Raw genomic sequence first — 16,132 nt, 5'->3', positions numbered from 1 at the left:
GGCGCCATGATCGACAAGGGCGTCGCCTTCGCCTCCAGCCACCTCGGTGTCGGGGGTCCGGCGACCCAGGTCTCGAGCGGCGGCTTCGGCAGCTGAACGCGCCCTGACCGGCTAGCGGTGGATGAAGCCCTTGTTGCGCATCAGGGCGTCTGCCAGGAAGCCGTCGTGCGGGATGCCGGGGGCCGCGTACCAGGTCGGGTGGGGTCCGAAGTACACGTTGGCGATGGTCGGCTCGGCGAGTAGATCGTCGATCAGCCGCTCGTCGCCGGTGAGTGCGGTGAGCACCAACGAATGCCGCAGCGGCTCGATGGCGGCGTCGGGCGACCAGGGCGCGACCCACACGCACGGGAAGGGCAGCTCGACGTTGAGCCGGTCCGGGTCGGGCGCGGGCAGCAGATGGACCGCCGGGCGCAGCGCGGCGTAGCCGTCACCGAGGTCCGCGACCACCTGGTCGGCGCCGAGTAGCGGCGACGACCCGGCGGCCTTGGCCGCCAGGTACGCGGCCAGGGCCCGGGCGTCCTCGACGGGCCGGGTGGGCAGGATCGCGCGCTCGTCGTCCGTGGGTAGGGGTTCGATCGCGGCCAGCCGCTCGGCGATCGCCCGTGCCAGCGGGGCGGGATCGCCCTGGTACAGCACGGCGGTGGTGTTGACGCAGGCCATGCCGCCGAGGTTGGCGATCGAGTCGACGACGAGGTCGAGGTGCTCGCGCCAGTCCTGGTCGGCCGTGATCAGGATCTTGCTGCGGCCCGGCCCGTTGACGATCACCGCCGGGTCGCCGGCGTACTTGTCGACGACCGGCTGCCCGCCGTAGACCATGGCGAGGTCGGCCGCCCGGATGATCTCGTCGGCGCCGGCATGATCGGTGGGCAGGTAGACGGCGTCCTCGGGGCGAAAGCCGCCCTGCCGCAGGGCGTGCACCAGCCGGTGGGCGGTCAGCGGTTCACGGCGGGACGGCCGCACCGCGACCCGGTAGCCGAGCGCCAGGGCCTGCGGCCACAGGCCGTGCACGCCGGGACCGTTTCCCGCCGCGTGCACGGCGAACACCTCCCCGCGCCGGGCCCATACCGCGCCTCCCCGGCGGGTGCCTTCGTCGCGCCAATCGAGCGTCGCACCCACCGGGCGGGCCGGCCGGACCGCGTCGAACGCGCCGCCGACGCCGTCCGCCACGCCGCGCGCCCCGGCGCGGGTGACCGCGATCGGCAGCCCGGAAATCCGGCTGGCCAGCGCGACGTAACTTTCGAAGTCCAGCCCAGCGATGACGCCGTCGGTGAAGATGCGGGCGGCCGCCGACAGCGCCGCCACGCGTTGCCCCACGGGCAGTGGCGCCGCCTTGCGCTGCGCGGCCAGGGTGCGCGAGACGTACAGCGGCGGCACGATGCTCAGCTCGGCGACCGCGGCGCCGGCGGTGCTGAGCAGGACCTCGCGGCGGCGGGTCCGGTACTGCTCACCCGGGCCGAGCGCATCGATCGCCACCAAATCGGCTGCGGCGCCGGCTCGTTCGCCCGTCATGGTCAGTACACACCCTCGATGACGGCCTCGCCCTCGAAGGTCGGAACCGGGCGGACCGCGCTGACCGAGTCGCTGAGTTCGCCCGCCGGCCCCGGCGCCCTGACCGCCAGGTCGCGCTCCAGGTTGTTCGGGATGAACATGCCCTTGCTGATGTGGTGCATCACCACCTGCCCGGTCTGCCCGTAGGGCACCCGTTCGCCGGTGTCGGGGTCGACGACCCAGAACACCACGTACGGTGTCCGCGGGTCGAACACGAACGCGTCGCCGTCGCCGGTTCGGGTGACCGCCTGCGAGAGCACCATGGTGCTGCCGAAGGCCACGGTGATGGTCGTCGCCGGGAAGATGTCGCGGAGCAGGTCGAGGGTGTCGGCGTCCACGTGCGCGCCGCTGAGCAACAGGTAGCGAATCTTGTCGTTGATCAGGTCGACCACCCGGTCGTCGCGGGCCATGGCCTCCAGCAGCGGCGGGGTGGTGTGCAGGTTCGCGACGTTCTGCGTCCGCAGGACGAACACGGCCTGCTCGACGACATGGTCGACGTAGGCGGCGACCTCGGCGGCGGCGCCGCGGGCGGCGAGCTTCTTCACCCAGCGGGGATCGATGTCGATCGCGTGGAACGTCGCGCCGAGCCGCTCGGAGACCAGCCGCGAGAAATAGCCCACCCCGTGCGGGCCGCTGGGCATCAGGCACAGGAAGCCCTCGCCGCGGCGGAACCCGCCGCCGGCGAAGTCCTCGGTCTGCCAGCGCACCACCTGCGCCACCCAATCCGGCAGCTGCGCGGTCCGTTTCGGCGCCCCGGTGGTTCCGCCGGACTCGAACACCTGGGGGACCGGACGCGGTTCGCCGTAGCCGCGCGGGATGAGGTCCTCCACCGGGACCCCGCGTAGCTCGTTGACGAGGTTGGGGAAGAGCCGCAGATCGGCGAAGGTGTGCACGGCGGTCAACGGATCGAAGTCCAGCGTCGCGGCGGTCCGCAACCAGAACGCGGATCCGGTGTCCGCGCCGAAGTGCCACGCGATCGCCGCGCGCAGGTAGGCCTCGGGATCCTCGACCGGGTCCGACCGCGGGACGTCCAACAACGAGAAGTCGATACCGGCCATGTCAACAGATCCTCGCCCATCCGCAACCGCTGGCCAAGCGCCCGGCGCCGTATTGGCTTACTTCGCACGCAATTTCGGCGCCGTGTACCCGCCGTTCACTTTCGGAGCCGGGCGTCGCGCTAAGCGGCGCGGTGCCCGGTGAGACGTGGTCTCGGCTATGTTCTCTGCAGCGAAAGGGGACGGATCATGACGGCGGACAACCGCATACCGGCAGGACGTATCGGCGGGTGGGGGCGCGAATGATCGAGTTCACCCTGACCCGAACCTCCACCGCACCGATCGAGACCGTGTTCGACGCCATGACCGACCACCGCGGGATCGCCGACTACACGTGGGCAATCCGGCGCAGCACGCTCGACCGCGAGGGCACCCCCGCGCCAAACGGTGTCGGCGCGATCAGACGGCTGGCTGCGGTCGGACCCCCCTTCGTCGAGGAGATCATCGAATACGAGCGGCCCACCCGCTACGCGTACAAGATGCTTTCGGGCGCACCGACCCGCAATCACGTCGGCACGGTACAGCTGCGCGAAACAGACGGGGGAACCGAGGTCAGCTGGCAGCTACGGTCAACGCTGAAGATTCCCGGCGTCGACCGGCTGATGCTGCCGGTGTTCAAGAAGATCATCGACGAGCTCCTCAAAGGCGGCATCGCCGCCGCCGAGCGCCGCCGCTGACGACGCCTCGCGCTACGCGGCGCGGTTGTGCAGCCGACGCGGGTCGACGCCCGAGCGGCGCCACGCCCCGGCCGCCCAGGGCGTGTAGATCGCCGCGACGGGGAGCCGGTTGATCAGCGGGTTGAGCGCGCGCATGGTGGCAGCGAACCGCTGAAACCGCTTCTCCTTCTTCGCGTTCCACTCCAGCTGGCAGACCTCGCGCATCTGGGGTGGCATGGTGCCGACCAAAACCAGGCGGGTGTAGGCGTTGAGCGGCGCGGACACCAGCTTCCACAGCGGTTTCGGGATCCAGCGCGGGCCGGGAATGCCTTTCCTGATGTAGCCGGTGCCGTACAGGACCGTCTTGTGGGGGACGAATCGCTCGAGCATCTCGTCCCAGTACGCCAGGAACTCGTCGTAGGTCTGCGGCTGGGCGCGGTCGCTGACACCGTAGAGGCCGTACCACACCTTGCCCTCGTCGAAGATCCGCTCCTTCTCCGCGCGCGACAACCGGCGAATGAAGGTGTCGGTGTTGTAGATGACCTGGTCGACGAAGCTGGCGTGCGCCCAGTAGAACAATTCGGGGTTCAGCGCGTGATACCGCGAGCCGTCGCTGATCGTCCCCTTGATGCTCTTGTGGAAGTCGCGCACCTTGCGGCCCCACTCGCGGGGTTCGTCGGAGTAGACGGTCTGCATCAGCGGCGGCGCGGTCCGCTTGGCCCGGCCCAGGGTGTCGCTGAAGACCACCGAGTGGTCGAGCACGCCCTGGGCGAGCTGTTCGATGCAGTTCTCGACGCCGGCGGTGCGCTGGAACCCGAAGAATTGGGTGCGGTTGTCCCCGTAGAACTTCCAGATCAGCGACTCCGGTCCGAGCCGCGCGACGCCGCCCGTTTCGCCGGCCGGCCCGTCGACCGGCATCGGCAACGCCTCCCGCACACCGGTGTCGAAGCGGGCTCCCGCCTCGCCACGGGCGGTCAACGCGTCGTTGTGGGCCGTCATGCTCCCCTCCCCCGGAGTGAAATGGACGTCCTTGCGAGTCAATGACACAAAATCGTATCTTTGTGTCAAAGCCTAGCAAGTCCGTGCCGAGATTGCCGTGGGGGTCGTGATCCATGCCGAACCGCAGCCTTGGGGGCGATCTCGGCGAACTCACCGACCTCGACCGCACCATCCTGGACACCGCGCGCGCCGTGTTCGAGACCTACGGTGTGCGCCGGGCCAACATCGAAGACGTCGCCGCCCGCGCCGGTGTCAGCCGCAGCACCGTGTACCGGCGCTTTCCGACCAAGGACGACCTGTTCGGACACGTGGTGCGCCGCGAGGCGGAATCGTTCTTCACCACGCTGGACCGGGCGACCGCCGGCTGCGACCCGCGGCAGGCTGTGATCGAGGCGTTCGCGCTCGGGGTGCGCCTGGTCCAGGATTCGCCGCTGTACTCGCGGATCGCCGACAGCGAACCCGAGCTGCTCGGCATGTTCTCCCGCTCGGATGTCTTCCCGATCCGCCAGTTCGCCGACGGGATCGCCCACACGCTGCGCCGGTGCGGGACCGACATTCCCGACCGCGACCTGACCAACATCGCCGACATCCTGCTGCGCGTCGCGCTGGGCATCATCGTCTTCCCCACCGACCGCCTCGACACGTCGGATCCCGCGGCGGTCCGCGAGTACGCCGCCCGCTACCTGGTGCCGATCATCCGCCGCTGAGCGGTTCCGGCGTGTCGGTTACCTGCATTAGCCTGAATCCGTGGCTGGGAGTTCTGCGGCTCCGCGGACCCGGTACGCCAGTTGCGGCGAGATCGACATCGCCTACCAGGTCTTCGGCGATGGCCCGATCGACCTGCTCATGCTGCCGGGCCCGTTGATCCCGATCGACTGCGTCGACCTCGAGCCGTCGATGTACCGATTCCATCGCCGCCTTGCGTCGTTCTGCCGGGTGATCCGGTTCGACCAGCGCGGGATCGGCCTCTCCTCGCGGATCGCGTCGCTGGACATGCTCGGGCCGGAATCGTGGGCCCAGGACGCGATCGCCGTCATGAACGCGGCGGGATGCGAGCGCGCGACGATCTTCGCCCCGGGTTTCACGTCGCTGGCCGGGGTCGTCCTCGCGTCCGACCATTCCGACCGGGTGAACAGCCTGGTGATAGCGAATGGCGCGGCGCGCACGCTGCGGGGTCCCGATTACCCCATCGGCAGCGACCTCGACGACGCCGACCGCTTCACGACGGTCGGGATGGAGCCCGACGCCGTCGAGCAGGGGTTCGACATGCTCGGCATCATCGCGCCCTCCGTAGCGGGCGATGCCGCGTTCCGCTCGTGGTGGGACATGGCCGGCAACCGGGCCGCGTCGCCCAGCATGGCCCGCGCCTTCATCAACAAGATCCGGGAGGGCGACGTCCGCGACCGGCTCCCCCGCGTCGCCGTGCCGACGCTGATCCTGCATCGCGACAACCCTGACTTCAGCCCGGTGGCACACGCCCGCTACCTGGCCGAGCACATCCCGGGTTCGCGCCTCGTCGAGCTGCCGGGCGGGGACGCCCTGTACTGGGTCGGCGACACCGCGCCGGTCCTCGACGAGATCGAGGAGTTCATCACCGGAGTGCGCGGCGCCTCCGACGCCGAGCGCCTGCTCACCACGATCGTGTTCACCGACATCGTCGGCTCCACCGAGCGCGCCGCCTCGCTCGGCGATCACCGCTGGCGCGACCTGCTCGACAACCACGACACCCTGGTCCGACACGAGCTGCTCCGGTTTGCCGGGCGCGAAGTCAACACCGCAGGCGACGGCTTCGTCGCGACATTCAGCAGTCCGAGCGCCGCGATCGCCTGCGCCGACGCCATCGTCGACGCGGTCGGGGTGCTGGGCATCGAGGTGCGGGTGGGCATCCACGCCGGCGAGGTGGAGGTGCGCGGCAACGACGTCGCCGGCATGGCCGTGCACATCGGCGCCCGGGTGGCGGCGCTCGCCGGGCCCGGCGAAGTGCTGGTGTCCTCCACCCTGCGCGACATCGTCACCGGATCGCGACACCGCTTCGGCGACCGCGGCGAGACCGCCCTCAAGGGCGTGCCGGGCCAGTGGCGGCTGTACTCCCTGGTGCGCGACCACGCGATCGTCCGGCGGTGACCAAGCGCGCCGCGGCGTAGGCTGCCAACAGGGGCCACCGGACCGGCGCCTCCGGCTTCCGGGTCGAGTTCCCGTGTGAGTCTTGGTGTTTGGTGAAGGGGGTACGCATGACCGACGTGCACGTCTCGCTGCCGCCCGCGCTCCGGCGAGCGCTGGATCTGCTCGCCGACCCGCCGGCCGATCCCGACGTGAGCAAGGGTTATCTCGACCTGCTCGGCGGCGGGTCCGGCGGGGGCGACGGCGTCGCGAAGAACACCGGACCCATCCAGGCGGCCTGGGCGTCGCCGATCGGGTCGATGCTCTACGACAACGCCCAAGCCCTGTCGCGGCGGCTGATCAGCGCGTGGCAGACGCCCCTCGACTGGCTGAACATCCCGCCGGGCGGCGTCGCGCTGGACGTCGGTTCGGGCCCGGGCAACGTCACCGCATCCCTGGCACGCGCGGCCGGCCCGGAGGGGCTGGCCCTGGGGATCGACATCTCCGAGCCCATGCTCGAGCGCGCCGTCCGCAACGAGGCGGGACCACAGGTCGGCTTCATCAAGGCTGACGCACAGCGACTTCCGCTGCGCGACGACACCGTCGACGCCGTCATCTCGACGGCCGTGCTGCAGCTGGTCCCGGATCCGGCGGCCGCGCTCGGCGAGATGGCCCGGGTGCTGCGGCCGGGCGGCAGGCTGGCCGTCATGGTGCCCACCGTCGGTCCGGCCGCCCGGCTCTTCCAGAAGCTGCCGAACGTCGGGGCCCACGTCTTCGGCGACGACGAGATCGGCGACATCCTGGAGGGGCACGGATTCGTCAGCGTGCGGGTGAAGAACTACGGCACCGTGCAGTGGGTGCGCGCGAAGAACGGCTGACCGGGCGCCTCAGCCCGCATCCGGGTTTTGCGCGGCCATCGCCAGCCGGTCCATGGACTCGCGCAACATGTCCGGCGTCGTCGCGCGGGCGCGCTCGAGGCGGGTCGGGTCGGCCAGCGCGGTCCAATCGTAGGTGTGGGTCACCGTGGTCAGTTCGGCGTTCACCGGGCTGAGTTCCCAGCGCCACAGGTTGCCGGGCGGCTGCTTCCTGGGTTCGGCTGGGCACCAGGCGATTTTGCTGCCCTCGACGAATTCCACGACGTGGTTCTCCCGGACGGCGCCGTTGGTCAGCGTCGTCTTGAACACGTCGCCGACCGCGCGGACTCGTTGCCCCGGAGGGGACGAGGCGAGGTTGCCGTTGCCGTCCCAGCTCGGCTGACGGGCGGGGTCGGCGATCAGTTCGAAGATCCGGGCGGCGTTGGCCGCGATGACCCGGGTGGCGCTCACGATGCGTTCGGCTTCCATGTCGGACATATCGCCATCCAAACACGTCGACCGTCGACACCGCCCGGTGTGAATGTGACCTTCGGCGGAACCATCGGGGACCTTCGGCCGTCGAGGCGCGGCCCGCCGGGGTGCGAACGTGGTGGTTGCCGGGGCAACCCGGTGGTCTGCCCGAAGTGCAGCAAGCCCATTTTTGGGCGAGGCCATCCGCAAGGGCCTGCTTGACCCACCGTCGTAAGACGGGGACCTGCCTTCGGGCAGACCTTCATGCTCACGGCATCCGGGGCAGCGCCTCGGCCGGACCGGACAGCGCCGCCTTGACGTAGCGGGTGTCGTCGTCGGCCAACACCTCGGTGTCATCGCGTTCGATCCCGTCGACGATCGCGCGCGCCACCTGACGCGGGTCGTTCTTGGGTGCGTCGAAGGCGGACGTCATGTCGGTGTCGGTGAAGCTGAGGTGCGCGGCGACCACCAGCGTGCCCTGCTTCTCGAGTTCGATGCGCAGCGAGTTGGTCGTCGACCACAGGGCCGCCTTGGAGTCTCCGTACCCGCCGGAGCCGGGCATCCAGGACAGGATCGAGGCGACGTCGACCAGGGCGCCACCCCCGTTGGTGGCCAGGATCGGCGCGAACGCCTTGGCAACCCGGAGCGCACCGAAGTAGTTCGTTTCGAACACGGCCCGAATCTCCTCGATGTCGCTGTCGAGCAGCTTCGGCGCGCCGAGCACGCCGGCATTGTTGATGACAATGTCGGCGTCGGGTGCCGAAACGGCCAGGGCTGCAACCGAATCGGACTTTGTGACGTCGAGCGCCACACTGACCACCCGGGGGTCCGCGCTGGGCCGGGGCGCCCGCGCCGTGGCGTAGACCTTGGCCGCCCCGCGCCGTAACAATTCGTCCACGATGGCCTTGCCGAGCCCGCGCTGGCCGCCGGTGACCACGACCGTCGATCCGTTGATGTTGACCATGATCCACACTCCCTGACTTAGGTAAATCTATTTTGATTCTGTCACCGTAGTTGCCGGTGCTGACATAGTCAAGTATGTTTTAGTTATGTCTATTTCATGGCCTGCATCACAGCGTTACGGCATCACCCCGGCGCCGGGGGGCCTTGGCTTGGTTCAGGACTTCCTCAACACCAGGGGGATCGAGGGGTACGGCCCGGACCTGCTCGCCGACACCGCGCACGCCCGCGACTGGGTGGCGACCGCGGTGCGGACCTGGTCGGCCACGCGCGGCGAGGACCTCCCCGCCCCCGCGATCGAGGCCGCCGACCTGGCTAAGCTGCGGGCGCTGCGCGACAAGGTCGACGCCCTGGTGGCCGGCGATGCGGCACCGGGTGGGCGGACCTGGGTCCCCGCCTCTCTCGTGGTCTCCGGCGACGGCGAGGTGCGGCTGGAGCCCGGCGGCAGCGGCTGGCGCTGGCTGGCCTCGGCGCTGTGGGCCGAGATTCTGCTCAGCCAGCACGCCGACACCTGGCGACGCGTCAAGCAGTGCCACAACCACCGGTGCGGCTCGACGTTCTACGACCGCTCCAAGAACAACAGCGGCGTCTGGCACGACGTCAAGACGTGCGGCAACGCTGCCAACCTGCGCGCGTCCCGGGCCCGCCGGCGCGAACGCGAGCGCGCGGCGGGCTCAGCGGTTCCGCGACAGTAGGCGGTATCGGCGGTGCGGCCCGCCGTCGGGCGGCGTCAGCAGCGCTCGGCGCCCCGCCGCATCAGCGTCACCCCGGGGCGCGGCCGGCGCGGCCCGCTCCCTCGCACCGCCTGCCACGCGTCACAGGCGCGCGCCCTGATCGGGGTCAACACATCGAGGTTGGCGGGGCTTCGGCTCATCCACGACGGCAGTGTTGCCACGGTTTCGATCCTTCGTCAGTTCGGCCTGGGCGCCGACTCATTGAATTGCACCCGAGGCGCTTTACGGATGCGCCGCGCCGGGGTAAACGCCGCGAAAAGCCGCTTTGTGGCGGGACACACACGCGGCCGGGGAGCCGGCCTCCGGTCACAACGTCCCCTTGCGGCGGAACCGCCGCAGGTAGCCCGGCAACCCGTGCGCCGGAAGCGCTTTGGGCCAATCGTCGGGACGGAAGTACGCGTCCGTCCCGCCATCGACGAAGATGACGCTGCCGCAGAGGAAATCGGCGGACTCGGACAGCATGAAACACATCCAGTCGGCCATGTGCCCGGCCTGACCGAAGCCACCGAGCGGCACCGGGAACGATCGGACGGCCTTGGCCTGCCGGGGCGTCGCGAGCTGCTCCTGCAGCAGGGGCGTCATGATGGCGCCCGGTACCAGGGCATTGAGGCGGATTCCCGACCCCGCCCATTCCGGCAGGACCGCGTGGCGGCGCACCCAACGGCTGACGGCAATCTTCGACGCCGCATACATCATCGTGGGCGCGCCCGGGCCGAATGGCCGCACCGAGCGCAGCGCCTTGTCGGCGTCATGTCCGAGCAACGCCTTTACGGTGCGCCGCGGGACGAGCGGAACGGTTGTCGTCGAGTTGCTCGCCACGACGACCACTTTCGCGCGATCGGCCGCGGCCAGCGCCGGTCGCCAGGCCACCAGCGACTCGACGACGCCGAAATAGTTCACCTGCCCGATCTGGCGGAGCCGCTCCCGCCCGGGGCCCGGCCCCAGCCCGGCGGCCAGCACGGCGCCGTCGAGCTTGCCGCCGGAGGCCGCCAGCACGCCGGCGGAGGCCAGCTCGCGCCCGTCCGGTGTCGACAGGTCGGCGACGATGTCGGCGTCTTTGATGTCGACGCCGATCACGGTGTGCCCGCCGGCCCTGAGCCGCTGCGCGGTCTCGTGGCCCATCCCGGACGCCGACCCGGTGACCGCATAGGTTCCCATCGCTCCGTTCTTACCAGGCGGGGTGCTGTTAGGTTGCCGGGATGCATGACCACACGCCCTGCGTCGACCCCAGCCAGCTCCAGTCGGTCTACGCGCCGCTGGCCGAGTCGATCCGCCGGCTCATCGACGTCAGCATCCGCACCGAGGCCGAACCCGCCGCCGCGGCCGCGGCGCGCGCCAAGATCGACGCGGCCGCAGCGGAATTGGGCGAGACGGCGCAGCCCGGGCCGGTCGGCGTGCGCCACATGCCCGACGGCGGGACCATCGCGTGGGGCAACGCGGTGGTCGGCGTGCGCAACCCGCTGGCGCCGCCACTGGTGGTCCACCACGACGCCGACGGCCTGGTGTGGTCGGAATTCACGCTGGGCGCCGCCTACGAGGGGCCGCCGGGCCACGTACACGGCGGTGTCTGCGCGCTGGTGCTCGACCACGTGCTCGGCGCGGCGGCGCACCAGCCCGGCAGGCCCGCCTACACCGGCACCCTCACGCTGCGCTACCGGCGCCCGACCGCGCTGGAGCGGCCGTTGCGCGCGCAGGCCCGTGTCGGGCGCACCGAGGGCGTCAAGGCGTTCGTGGTGGGCCACCTGGCCGATCAGGACGGCGTCACGGTCGAAGCCGAAGGCGTCTTCATCCACCCCAGGCAGGCGCCGGCCTGACGTCAGCTCCGGGCGGCGGCCTTCTCGACGTCGAGCAGCTGCTCGCCGCGGCGTTCCTCGTCGTAGGCCGCGCGGCCGCCCCGCAAACCGAACAGGCGCTTCGAGAACAGCAGGTAGAGCACCGCGGCCACGTTGATGGTGAAGGTGACCACCCGCGTCATCGTGATGCCCTTGGCGAGGTCGTGAATCTCCAGCGGCAGGAACACGGAGGTGGCGATCACCGCGAAGTACTCTCCCCAGCGCTTCAGCAACCACAGGCCGACGCCTTCGACCACCTCCAGCAGCGCATAGCCGGCCAGCATCAGGGTCAGCAGGGCCAGCGTGGATGGCTTGGCGGCCAACGCCTTTTCCAGCTCGTGCACCGCGGTCATCTGATCGACCTTGAACCCGGCCGCCCGGAAGATCGGCAGGTCACGGTCGAGGGTGGCCTGGATCGCCCCTCGCGCACCGCGGAACTTCCACACCGCATAGGCGGCGAGCGCGATCGCCACCGCCCGGAACAGGCGCTCCACCGCGAGCGCACGGATGATGATCGCCTGGCGTAAAGCCTTGCCGCGCATGATCATAGGCGCGTCTTCGGGCCGGCCCCGCCCGTGCGGCTCACCGACGGTGAATTCACCGCAGCGCAGGCAGCGCCACACCTCGCCGAGCCCGGTGGTGCCGCTCAACCGGGCGGCGAGGTCCTCTTCGTCGGGCGCGTAGGTGGCGTGTCCCGCGACCGCACACGTGACCAACTCCCACCGGTTGCTGCCCTGATCTTTGCGCATGGCCGATCATCGACCGCGGGCGGCGCGCCACGCAAGGGGGCGCGCACGGCGCGGGTCAGAACCGGGACCGGGTGCGCGGCCGTTGGGCGGTGGGACTCGCCGCGCCCAGCAGGCCGGCGAGTTCGGCGACGGGGATCTCGTCGAGGTGCTCGACCGCCGCGACGATGCGGGCGCGCAGAGCGTCGTCACAGAAGGGCTCCGCCAGCCACCCGAACTTGTCCGTGACCCGCTCCCACGACATGGCCCGGGTCGGGGATCCCTCGTAGTCGGTCTGCTCGCGGCTCAACTCCCGGCCGTCGCGGGTCAGCACGCGCACCCGGGCCGCCGTGCGCCGCGGGTAGTCGGCGGTCAGGTCGGCGGCGGGCCGGACGTCGACCCGTGCCAACAGCTCCCGCACGTCGGCGCGCGAAACCCGTTCGGCTTCAAGCTGTTCGGGGCCCACGCCGCCGTCGAGCAGCGCGACCGCGCTGAGGTATTTCAGGTTGTAGTCGGCCTGCTCCTTGGTGCGCGGATCGTCCTTGGCGCCGTACGCTCCCCCGCCCGCGAAGTCGTACGCGCCCTGGAAGACCTCGAGGGTCACCCGGGCGACGCCCTCCGCGCGCAGCCCGTGCTGGGCGCGCAGACCCAAGATCGCGTCGATCACGACCTGCCCGTGGATGAGCGCGCAGTACTGCTTCAGGTAGGTCTGTTCGACACAGTTGAGCCGCCGGTCGGCGGTGGCCAGATCGATGGGCTGGCCGAAGAGCTGCACCAGCCCGTGCGGGCCCTCGAACACCGACCTGGGCCCGGTGATGCCGCGGGCGGCGAGCATCGTCGCGTACACCGCCCGCATCCCGGTGATGGCCGGCGAGATGCCCTTCCAGTGGGAGACCGGCTCGGCGTGCACCGTGGCCAGCGACACGTTGTCGGTGGCGGCGGCCGCGATAGCGTTGGCAGTCGCATCGACGCCCAGGCCGAGCAGCTTCGCCGCGCCCGCCGCGACCGACATCGACAGCTGCAACGCATGATTGAGCCCGCGCGCCATGACGGGGACCTGCGTGCTGAACCGGCATTGCACCTCGTAGGCGACCGCCAGGGCCAGCAGGAAGTCGGCGCCGCTGGCGCCCACGTGTTCGGCGACGGCCAGGACGGGGCCGAAGTTGTCGGCGGGGTGGCACAGCCCGCCGACCGTCAGGTAGGTGTCGAGCAGATCGGGGTAGCGCACCAGGACCGCGTTGAAGAACGCGGCCTGGTCTACCGATGCGCGCCTGCCGCCCACGAGCGTGGCGGTGGGGACACCGCTGAATTGGTGCGTGTGTTCGCGGATCGTTGCGACGAGCTCCCCGTCGAGGGAACCGATGGCGCAGGCGATGCTGTCGAGCACGTTGCGCTTGAGCAGCGCGCGCGGCCGTCCCGTCAGGTCGGCCTGCTGCGCGCCGACCACGAAGCCGGCCAACTGTTCGACAATGTGGTTCTCCGCCATACCTTTTCGCCTCCCCGTGCTGCTGTTTTCAACTGAAGCGCAGCGCCGGCCGGCCGTCCAGGTCCGTTCTCTTACCAGTGCTCGATGAGACTTCTCACCGCAGGTGGGGGTCGTCGGCCGGGGCCCACCACGGGCCGGCGGGAGGGGCCGGCCAATCGCGGGCGCGAGCGACCGCCAGCAGTGCCTGCACGGCCCCGCGCACGCTGGCGCGGTCGTCGTCGCGGCGATGCAGCAGCGACCACGTCCACAGGGGCACCGGTCCGGCGACGGGACGCTGACCGAGGCTGGGCCGCAGCGCCGCGGTGTGACGCTTGGGTGACGCGAGCACGGCCCCGCCTACCCTGCGCACGTGCGCGTAGAACGCGTCCCCGGTTATGCCGCCGTCGTCGATGTGGACGACGCGCGCACCGGCGTGGTCCGCGAATTCGCCGGCGTACCGATTCCACGATGACCACGCCGACTCGTCGGCGTCGACGAGCACGCTGACCCGTTGCGCCGCAATGGGTTCCGTTGAGCCGGCGCCGGGCAGGACGGCGTGCAGCGGCTCGGTGCGCAGCAGGTGCGCCGTCAGGCCCCGCTCCGCCGCCTGGCCGGCGGTCACCCACGCCAGCGCGATGTCGAGGGCGCCCTCGGCCACCCGGTCCGCTTGCGCGTGCGACGGCAGCACCCACTCGTCGAGGCGCAGGTCCGCCGTTGGCCCCACCATCGCGGTGAGGTCCTCGGGCAGCCAGCTCACATAGCCCAGCCGCACCGGCGCGCTGCGCGCGGCCGCCCGCTGTAGCCGGCGCTTGGCATCGTCGGCCAGCGACAGCATCCGGCGCGCATCCGGGAGGAAGGTGCGCCCGGCTTCGGTGAGCCGAACGCTGCGCCGGTCCCGCGCCAGCAGTTCCGTGCCCAGTTCGCGCTCGAGCGCGATGATCTGTTGTGACAGTGCGGGTCCCGAGATGTGCAGGCGCCGCGCGGCCCGGCCGAAGTGCAGCTCCTCCGCGACGGCCACGAAATAGCGCACCTGCCGCAATTCCATGTGACGAGCTTAGGTGGCCCGACCTGCGCCAGGAAGCACGGCTTACCACTGATAGCAAGCCGGTCGTGGACCGGTCGTCGGTCGTGGGGATTGCCTGGAGTCATTGCTGCGACGATCAGGAGTGAGCCCATGCGACTTCCACTACTTCCGCCGATTGCGTTGACCGCCGCGCAGCGAAATCTGTACGACGACATGCGGGCCGTGGTCGACGGGAGCTTCGGCGAACTGGTCGCATACCGCGGCGACGGCGCACTGATCGGGCCTTTCAACGGCTGGCTGCATTTTCCCCAGTTCGGCTCGCCGGCTTGGACATTCAACAAGGCGCTGTGGGAGTACGCCCGACTGCCCGGCAGTATCCATCAGTTAGTCATCCTGGTCACGGTTACAAAGTTCGGGGCGCGCTACGCAATCCACGGCCATGAGTACTTTGCCCACCGCGCCGGGTTGTCCGAAGACGTCATTGCGGCCATCGCCGCGGGCGAACGCCCCGCCGATCTGGGCGACGACGAACGCGTCGCCTATGACATGGCAGCCGCGCTCAACCGCGGTGGGGCCCTTGCCGAGACCACCTATCGGGCCGCGGTGCAACGGTTCGGCACGCACGGGGCTGCCGAAATCGTGTTTCTGGTGGGCTGTTTCTCTATGGTCGCCGTGACACTCAACGCGTTCGATGCCGACGGGCCCGGCCTCGACGGGGCATGACAATTGCTGTCGACGGAGCCGCCGCTAGCCGACGCCGCCGCGCGCCCGCTGAAACAGGTGTTGCCTCAGCCGACCTTGTCGATCGCTCCACGGGGCGGCGCGGGCACGCTGATAGCGGTGGTCTCGTCGGTCAGGTGCTTCCCGATCACCCGGATCTGCCTTGCGGACAGCGGGCACAGCGGATGGACGGCCAGCATCAGGGCCACGCGTCGTCCATCGAACACCGGTGCGGCGATGGTCACCACGGGCTGTTTGCGCCGGCCCGGGTTGTCGTCGGAGAGGAATCCGATGGTGGTGAACTCGACCAGCAACTGATCCAGGATGTGGCGCACGGGCGTGGGCATCTCGTCGCTGTCCAGCGTGCCGACCACCTGCACGGCCTGGGCCAGCGCCGGCGTCGTCCAGTCGACGTCGAAGCCGCGCTCACGGGTGTGTTCCAACACCTGTTCGAGCCGCCTGATGCGATCGGGATTGTTGCCCGCGCCGCGGCGGATCCACGCGCGCCGCTCCTCCTCGTCGTCCCACGCGGCCAGCGCGACCCCGAACGGCGGCGCGTACGGGATGCGGTCGCCCGGGATCCCGGACGGCTGGGTCGCGGGCTCGCCCTCAAAGGCGGTGACCACCAACGAGTCTCCGAAACGCTCGACCACGGAGCAGGCGTAGCCGACTTCGCGGGACAGGCGCAACGCCGCCGAGCGGGCCGCGTGCCCGAGCGGCCGGGCGGTGTCCGTGCGCGCCGCCACGACGGCGAGCGCGGGCCCGAGGCTGAACGTCTTGGTGACCGGATCGCGGCTCGCCCAGCCCCGGTCACACAGCGTCTTCAGAATCGCGTGCGCCGTCGCCTGCGTGAGATCGAGCTCCCGCACGATGTCGGAGAACCGCAGCCGCGCGCTCCCGGACCGGGCGAGCAGCTCGACCACGTCGAGCACCCGGGCTGTCGGCGCAGACGTCGATCCGCGAATGGCTTGACTCCTCTGCCGCACGTT

At 70.4% G+C, this 16,132-nt stretch carries 18 protein-coding genes and 1 pseudogene; 8 read left to right on the top strand and 11 right to left on the bottom strand.

The window, feature by feature from the left end; translation table 11 throughout:
• Positions 1 to 96 (top strand): annotated as a pseudogene (locus HMPREF0591_RS33685) (cutinase family protein); the annotation flags it as partial.
• A 15-nt stretch (positions 97 to 111) separates the two neighbouring features.
• Here HMPREF0591_RS33685 and HMPREF0591_RS03970 read toward each other — a convergent pair.
• Positions 112 to 1,476 carry an aldehyde dehydrogenase family protein gene (locus HMPREF0591_RS03970; RefSeq protein ID WP_040621805.1) on the bottom strand — a complete coding sequence of 455 codons (1,365 nt, stop codon included), beginning with the start codon at positions 1,474 to 1,476 and terminating at the stop codon, positions 112 to 114.
• A gap of 35 nt (positions 1,477 to 1,511) precedes the next feature.
• Entirely contained in the window at positions 1,512 to 2,606 is a 1,095-nt protein-coding gene (locus HMPREF0591_RS03965) for an AMP-binding protein (protein ID WP_007167128.1), read from the bottom strand.
• Between the two features lie 239 nt (positions 2,607 to 2,845).
• On the opposite strand from HMPREF0591_RS03965, the gene HMPREF0591_RS03960 reads away from it, so the two are divergent.
• A complete protein-coding gene (locus HMPREF0591_RS03960; protein WP_007167127.1) occupies positions 2,846 to 3,280 on the top strand; it encodes an SRPBCC family protein in 435 nt (144 codons plus the stop codon).
• A gap of 12 nt (positions 3,281 to 3,292) precedes the next feature.
• Here the strand turns inward: HMPREF0591_RS03960 and HMPREF0591_RS03955 are convergent, their stop codons facing one another.
• Positions 3,293 to 4,258, bottom strand: coding sequence for an oxygenase MpaB family protein (locus HMPREF0591_RS03955; protein WP_007167126.1), 966 nt, complete (start codon positions 4,256 to 4,258; stop codon positions 3,293 to 3,295).
• Between the two features lie 113 nt (positions 4,259 to 4,371).
• Between HMPREF0591_RS03955 and HMPREF0591_RS03950 the strand changes: the two genes are divergently transcribed.
• From HMPREF0591_RS03950 to HMPREF0591_RS03940, 3 genes are all read left to right on the top strand, one after another.
• Positions 4,372 to 4,965 (top strand): TetR/AcrR family transcriptional regulator, encoded by a 594-nt coding sequence (locus HMPREF0591_RS03950; RefSeq protein ID WP_007167125.1) that lies wholly within the window; start codon positions 4,372 to 4,374, stop codon positions 4,963 to 4,965.
• A gap of 40 nt (positions 4,966 to 5,005) precedes the next feature.
• A complete protein-coding gene (locus HMPREF0591_RS03945) occupies positions 5,006 to 6,382 on the top strand; it encodes an adenylate/guanylate cyclase domain-containing protein (RefSeq protein ID WP_007167124.1) in 1,377 nt (458 codons plus the stop codon).
• Between the two features lie 107 nt (positions 6,383 to 6,489).
• Positions 6,490 to 7,236 carry a class I SAM-dependent methyltransferase gene (locus HMPREF0591_RS03940; RefSeq protein WP_007167123.1) on the top strand — a complete coding sequence of 249 codons (747 nt, stop codon included), beginning with the start codon at positions 6,490 to 6,492 and terminating at the stop codon, positions 7,234 to 7,236.
• Between the two features lie 9 nt (positions 7,237 to 7,245).
• Here the strand turns inward: HMPREF0591_RS03940 and HMPREF0591_RS03935 are convergent, their stop codons facing one another.
• Both HMPREF0591_RS03935 and HMPREF0591_RS03930 read right to left on the bottom strand, forming a co-directional pair.
• Entirely contained in the window at positions 7,246 to 7,710 is a 465-nt protein-coding gene (locus tag HMPREF0591_RS03935) for an SRPBCC family protein (protein WP_007167122.1), read from the bottom strand.
• Positions 7,711 to 7,951: 241 nt separating this feature from the next.
• Positions 7,952 to 8,647, bottom strand: coding sequence for an SDR family oxidoreductase (locus tag HMPREF0591_RS03930; protein ID WP_040621800.1), 696 nt, complete (start codon positions 8,645 to 8,647; stop codon positions 7,952 to 7,954).
• Positions 8,648 to 8,732: 85 nt separating this feature from the next.
• Between HMPREF0591_RS03930 and HMPREF0591_RS03925 the strand changes: the two genes are divergently transcribed.
• Positions 8,733 to 9,338: a CGNR zinc finger domain-containing protein gene (locus tag HMPREF0591_RS03925; RefSeq protein WP_167310117.1), complete on the top strand. Its 606-nt coding sequence runs from the start codon at positions 8,733 to 8,735 to the stop codon at positions 9,336 to 9,338.
• Between the two features lie 35 nt (positions 9,339 to 9,373).
• Here the strand turns inward: HMPREF0591_RS03925 and HMPREF0591_RS32915 are convergent, their stop codons facing one another.
• A complete protein-coding gene (locus HMPREF0591_RS32915) occupies positions 9,374 to 9,538 on the bottom strand; it encodes a hypothetical protein (protein WP_007167119.1) in 165 nt (54 codons plus the stop codon).
• Between the two features lie 145 nt (positions 9,539 to 9,683).
• Positions 9,684 to 10,535, bottom strand: a complete 852-nt coding sequence (locus tag HMPREF0591_RS03920) for an SDR family oxidoreductase (RefSeq protein WP_007167118.1) — start codon at positions 10,533 to 10,535, stop codon at positions 9,684 to 9,686.
• 41 nt (positions 10,536 to 10,576) lie between these two features.
• Between HMPREF0591_RS03920 and HMPREF0591_RS03915 the strand changes: the two genes are divergently transcribed.
• Complete coding sequence (locus HMPREF0591_RS03915) at positions 10,577 to 11,191, top strand: PaaI family thioesterase (protein WP_007167117.1); 615 nt, start codon at positions 10,577 to 10,579, stop codon at positions 11,189 to 11,191.
• A 2-nt stretch (positions 11,192 to 11,193) separates the two neighbouring features.
• On the opposite strand, the gene HMPREF0591_RS03910 is transcribed toward HMPREF0591_RS03915, so the two are convergent.
• The 3 genes from HMPREF0591_RS03910 to HMPREF0591_RS34360 all read right to left on the bottom strand — a co-directional run bounded on the left by HMPREF0591_RS03910 (position 11,194) and on the right by HMPREF0591_RS34360 (position 14,444).
• Entirely contained in the window at positions 11,194 to 11,958 is a 765-nt protein-coding gene (locus HMPREF0591_RS03910; RefSeq protein ID WP_007167116.1) for a DUF2127 domain-containing protein, read from the bottom strand.
• Positions 11,959 to 12,013: 55 nt separating this feature from the next.
• Positions 12,014 to 13,420, bottom strand: coding sequence for an MmgE/PrpD family protein (locus HMPREF0591_RS03905; RefSeq protein ID WP_007167115.1), 1,407 nt, complete (start codon positions 13,418 to 13,420; stop codon positions 12,014 to 12,016).
• A gap of 94 nt (positions 13,421 to 13,514) precedes the next feature.
• Positions 13,515 to 14,444, bottom strand: a complete 930-nt coding sequence (locus HMPREF0591_RS34360; RefSeq protein ID WP_007167114.1) for a LysR family transcriptional regulator — start codon at positions 14,442 to 14,444, stop codon at positions 13,515 to 13,517.
• A gap of 159 nt (positions 14,445 to 14,603) precedes the next feature.
• Between HMPREF0591_RS34360 and HMPREF0591_RS03895 the strand changes: the two genes are divergently transcribed.
• Positions 14,604 to 15,146 carry a 4-carboxymuconolactone decarboxylase gene (locus HMPREF0591_RS03895; protein ID WP_157137472.1) on the top strand — a complete coding sequence of 181 codons (543 nt, stop codon included), beginning with the start codon at positions 14,604 to 14,606 and terminating at the stop codon, positions 15,144 to 15,146.
• Between the two features lie 65 nt (positions 15,147 to 15,211).
• Here the strand turns inward: HMPREF0591_RS03895 and HMPREF0591_RS03890 are convergent, their stop codons facing one another.
• A complete protein-coding gene (locus tag HMPREF0591_RS03890; protein ID WP_007167112.1) occupies positions 15,212 to 16,075 on the bottom strand; it encodes an IclR family transcriptional regulator in 864 nt (287 codons plus the stop codon).
• Positions 16,076 to 16,132: the final 57 nt, after the last annotated feature.

Source organism: Mycobacterium parascrofulaceum ATCC BAA-614 (assembly GCF_000164135.1).
Classification (GTDB): Bacteria; Actinomycetota; Actinomycetes; order Mycobacteriales; family Mycobacteriaceae; genus Mycobacterium; species Mycobacterium parascrofulaceum.
Note: the sequence above shows the minus strand (reverse complement) of the source record. Positions and strands in the feature narration are given on the sequence as shown.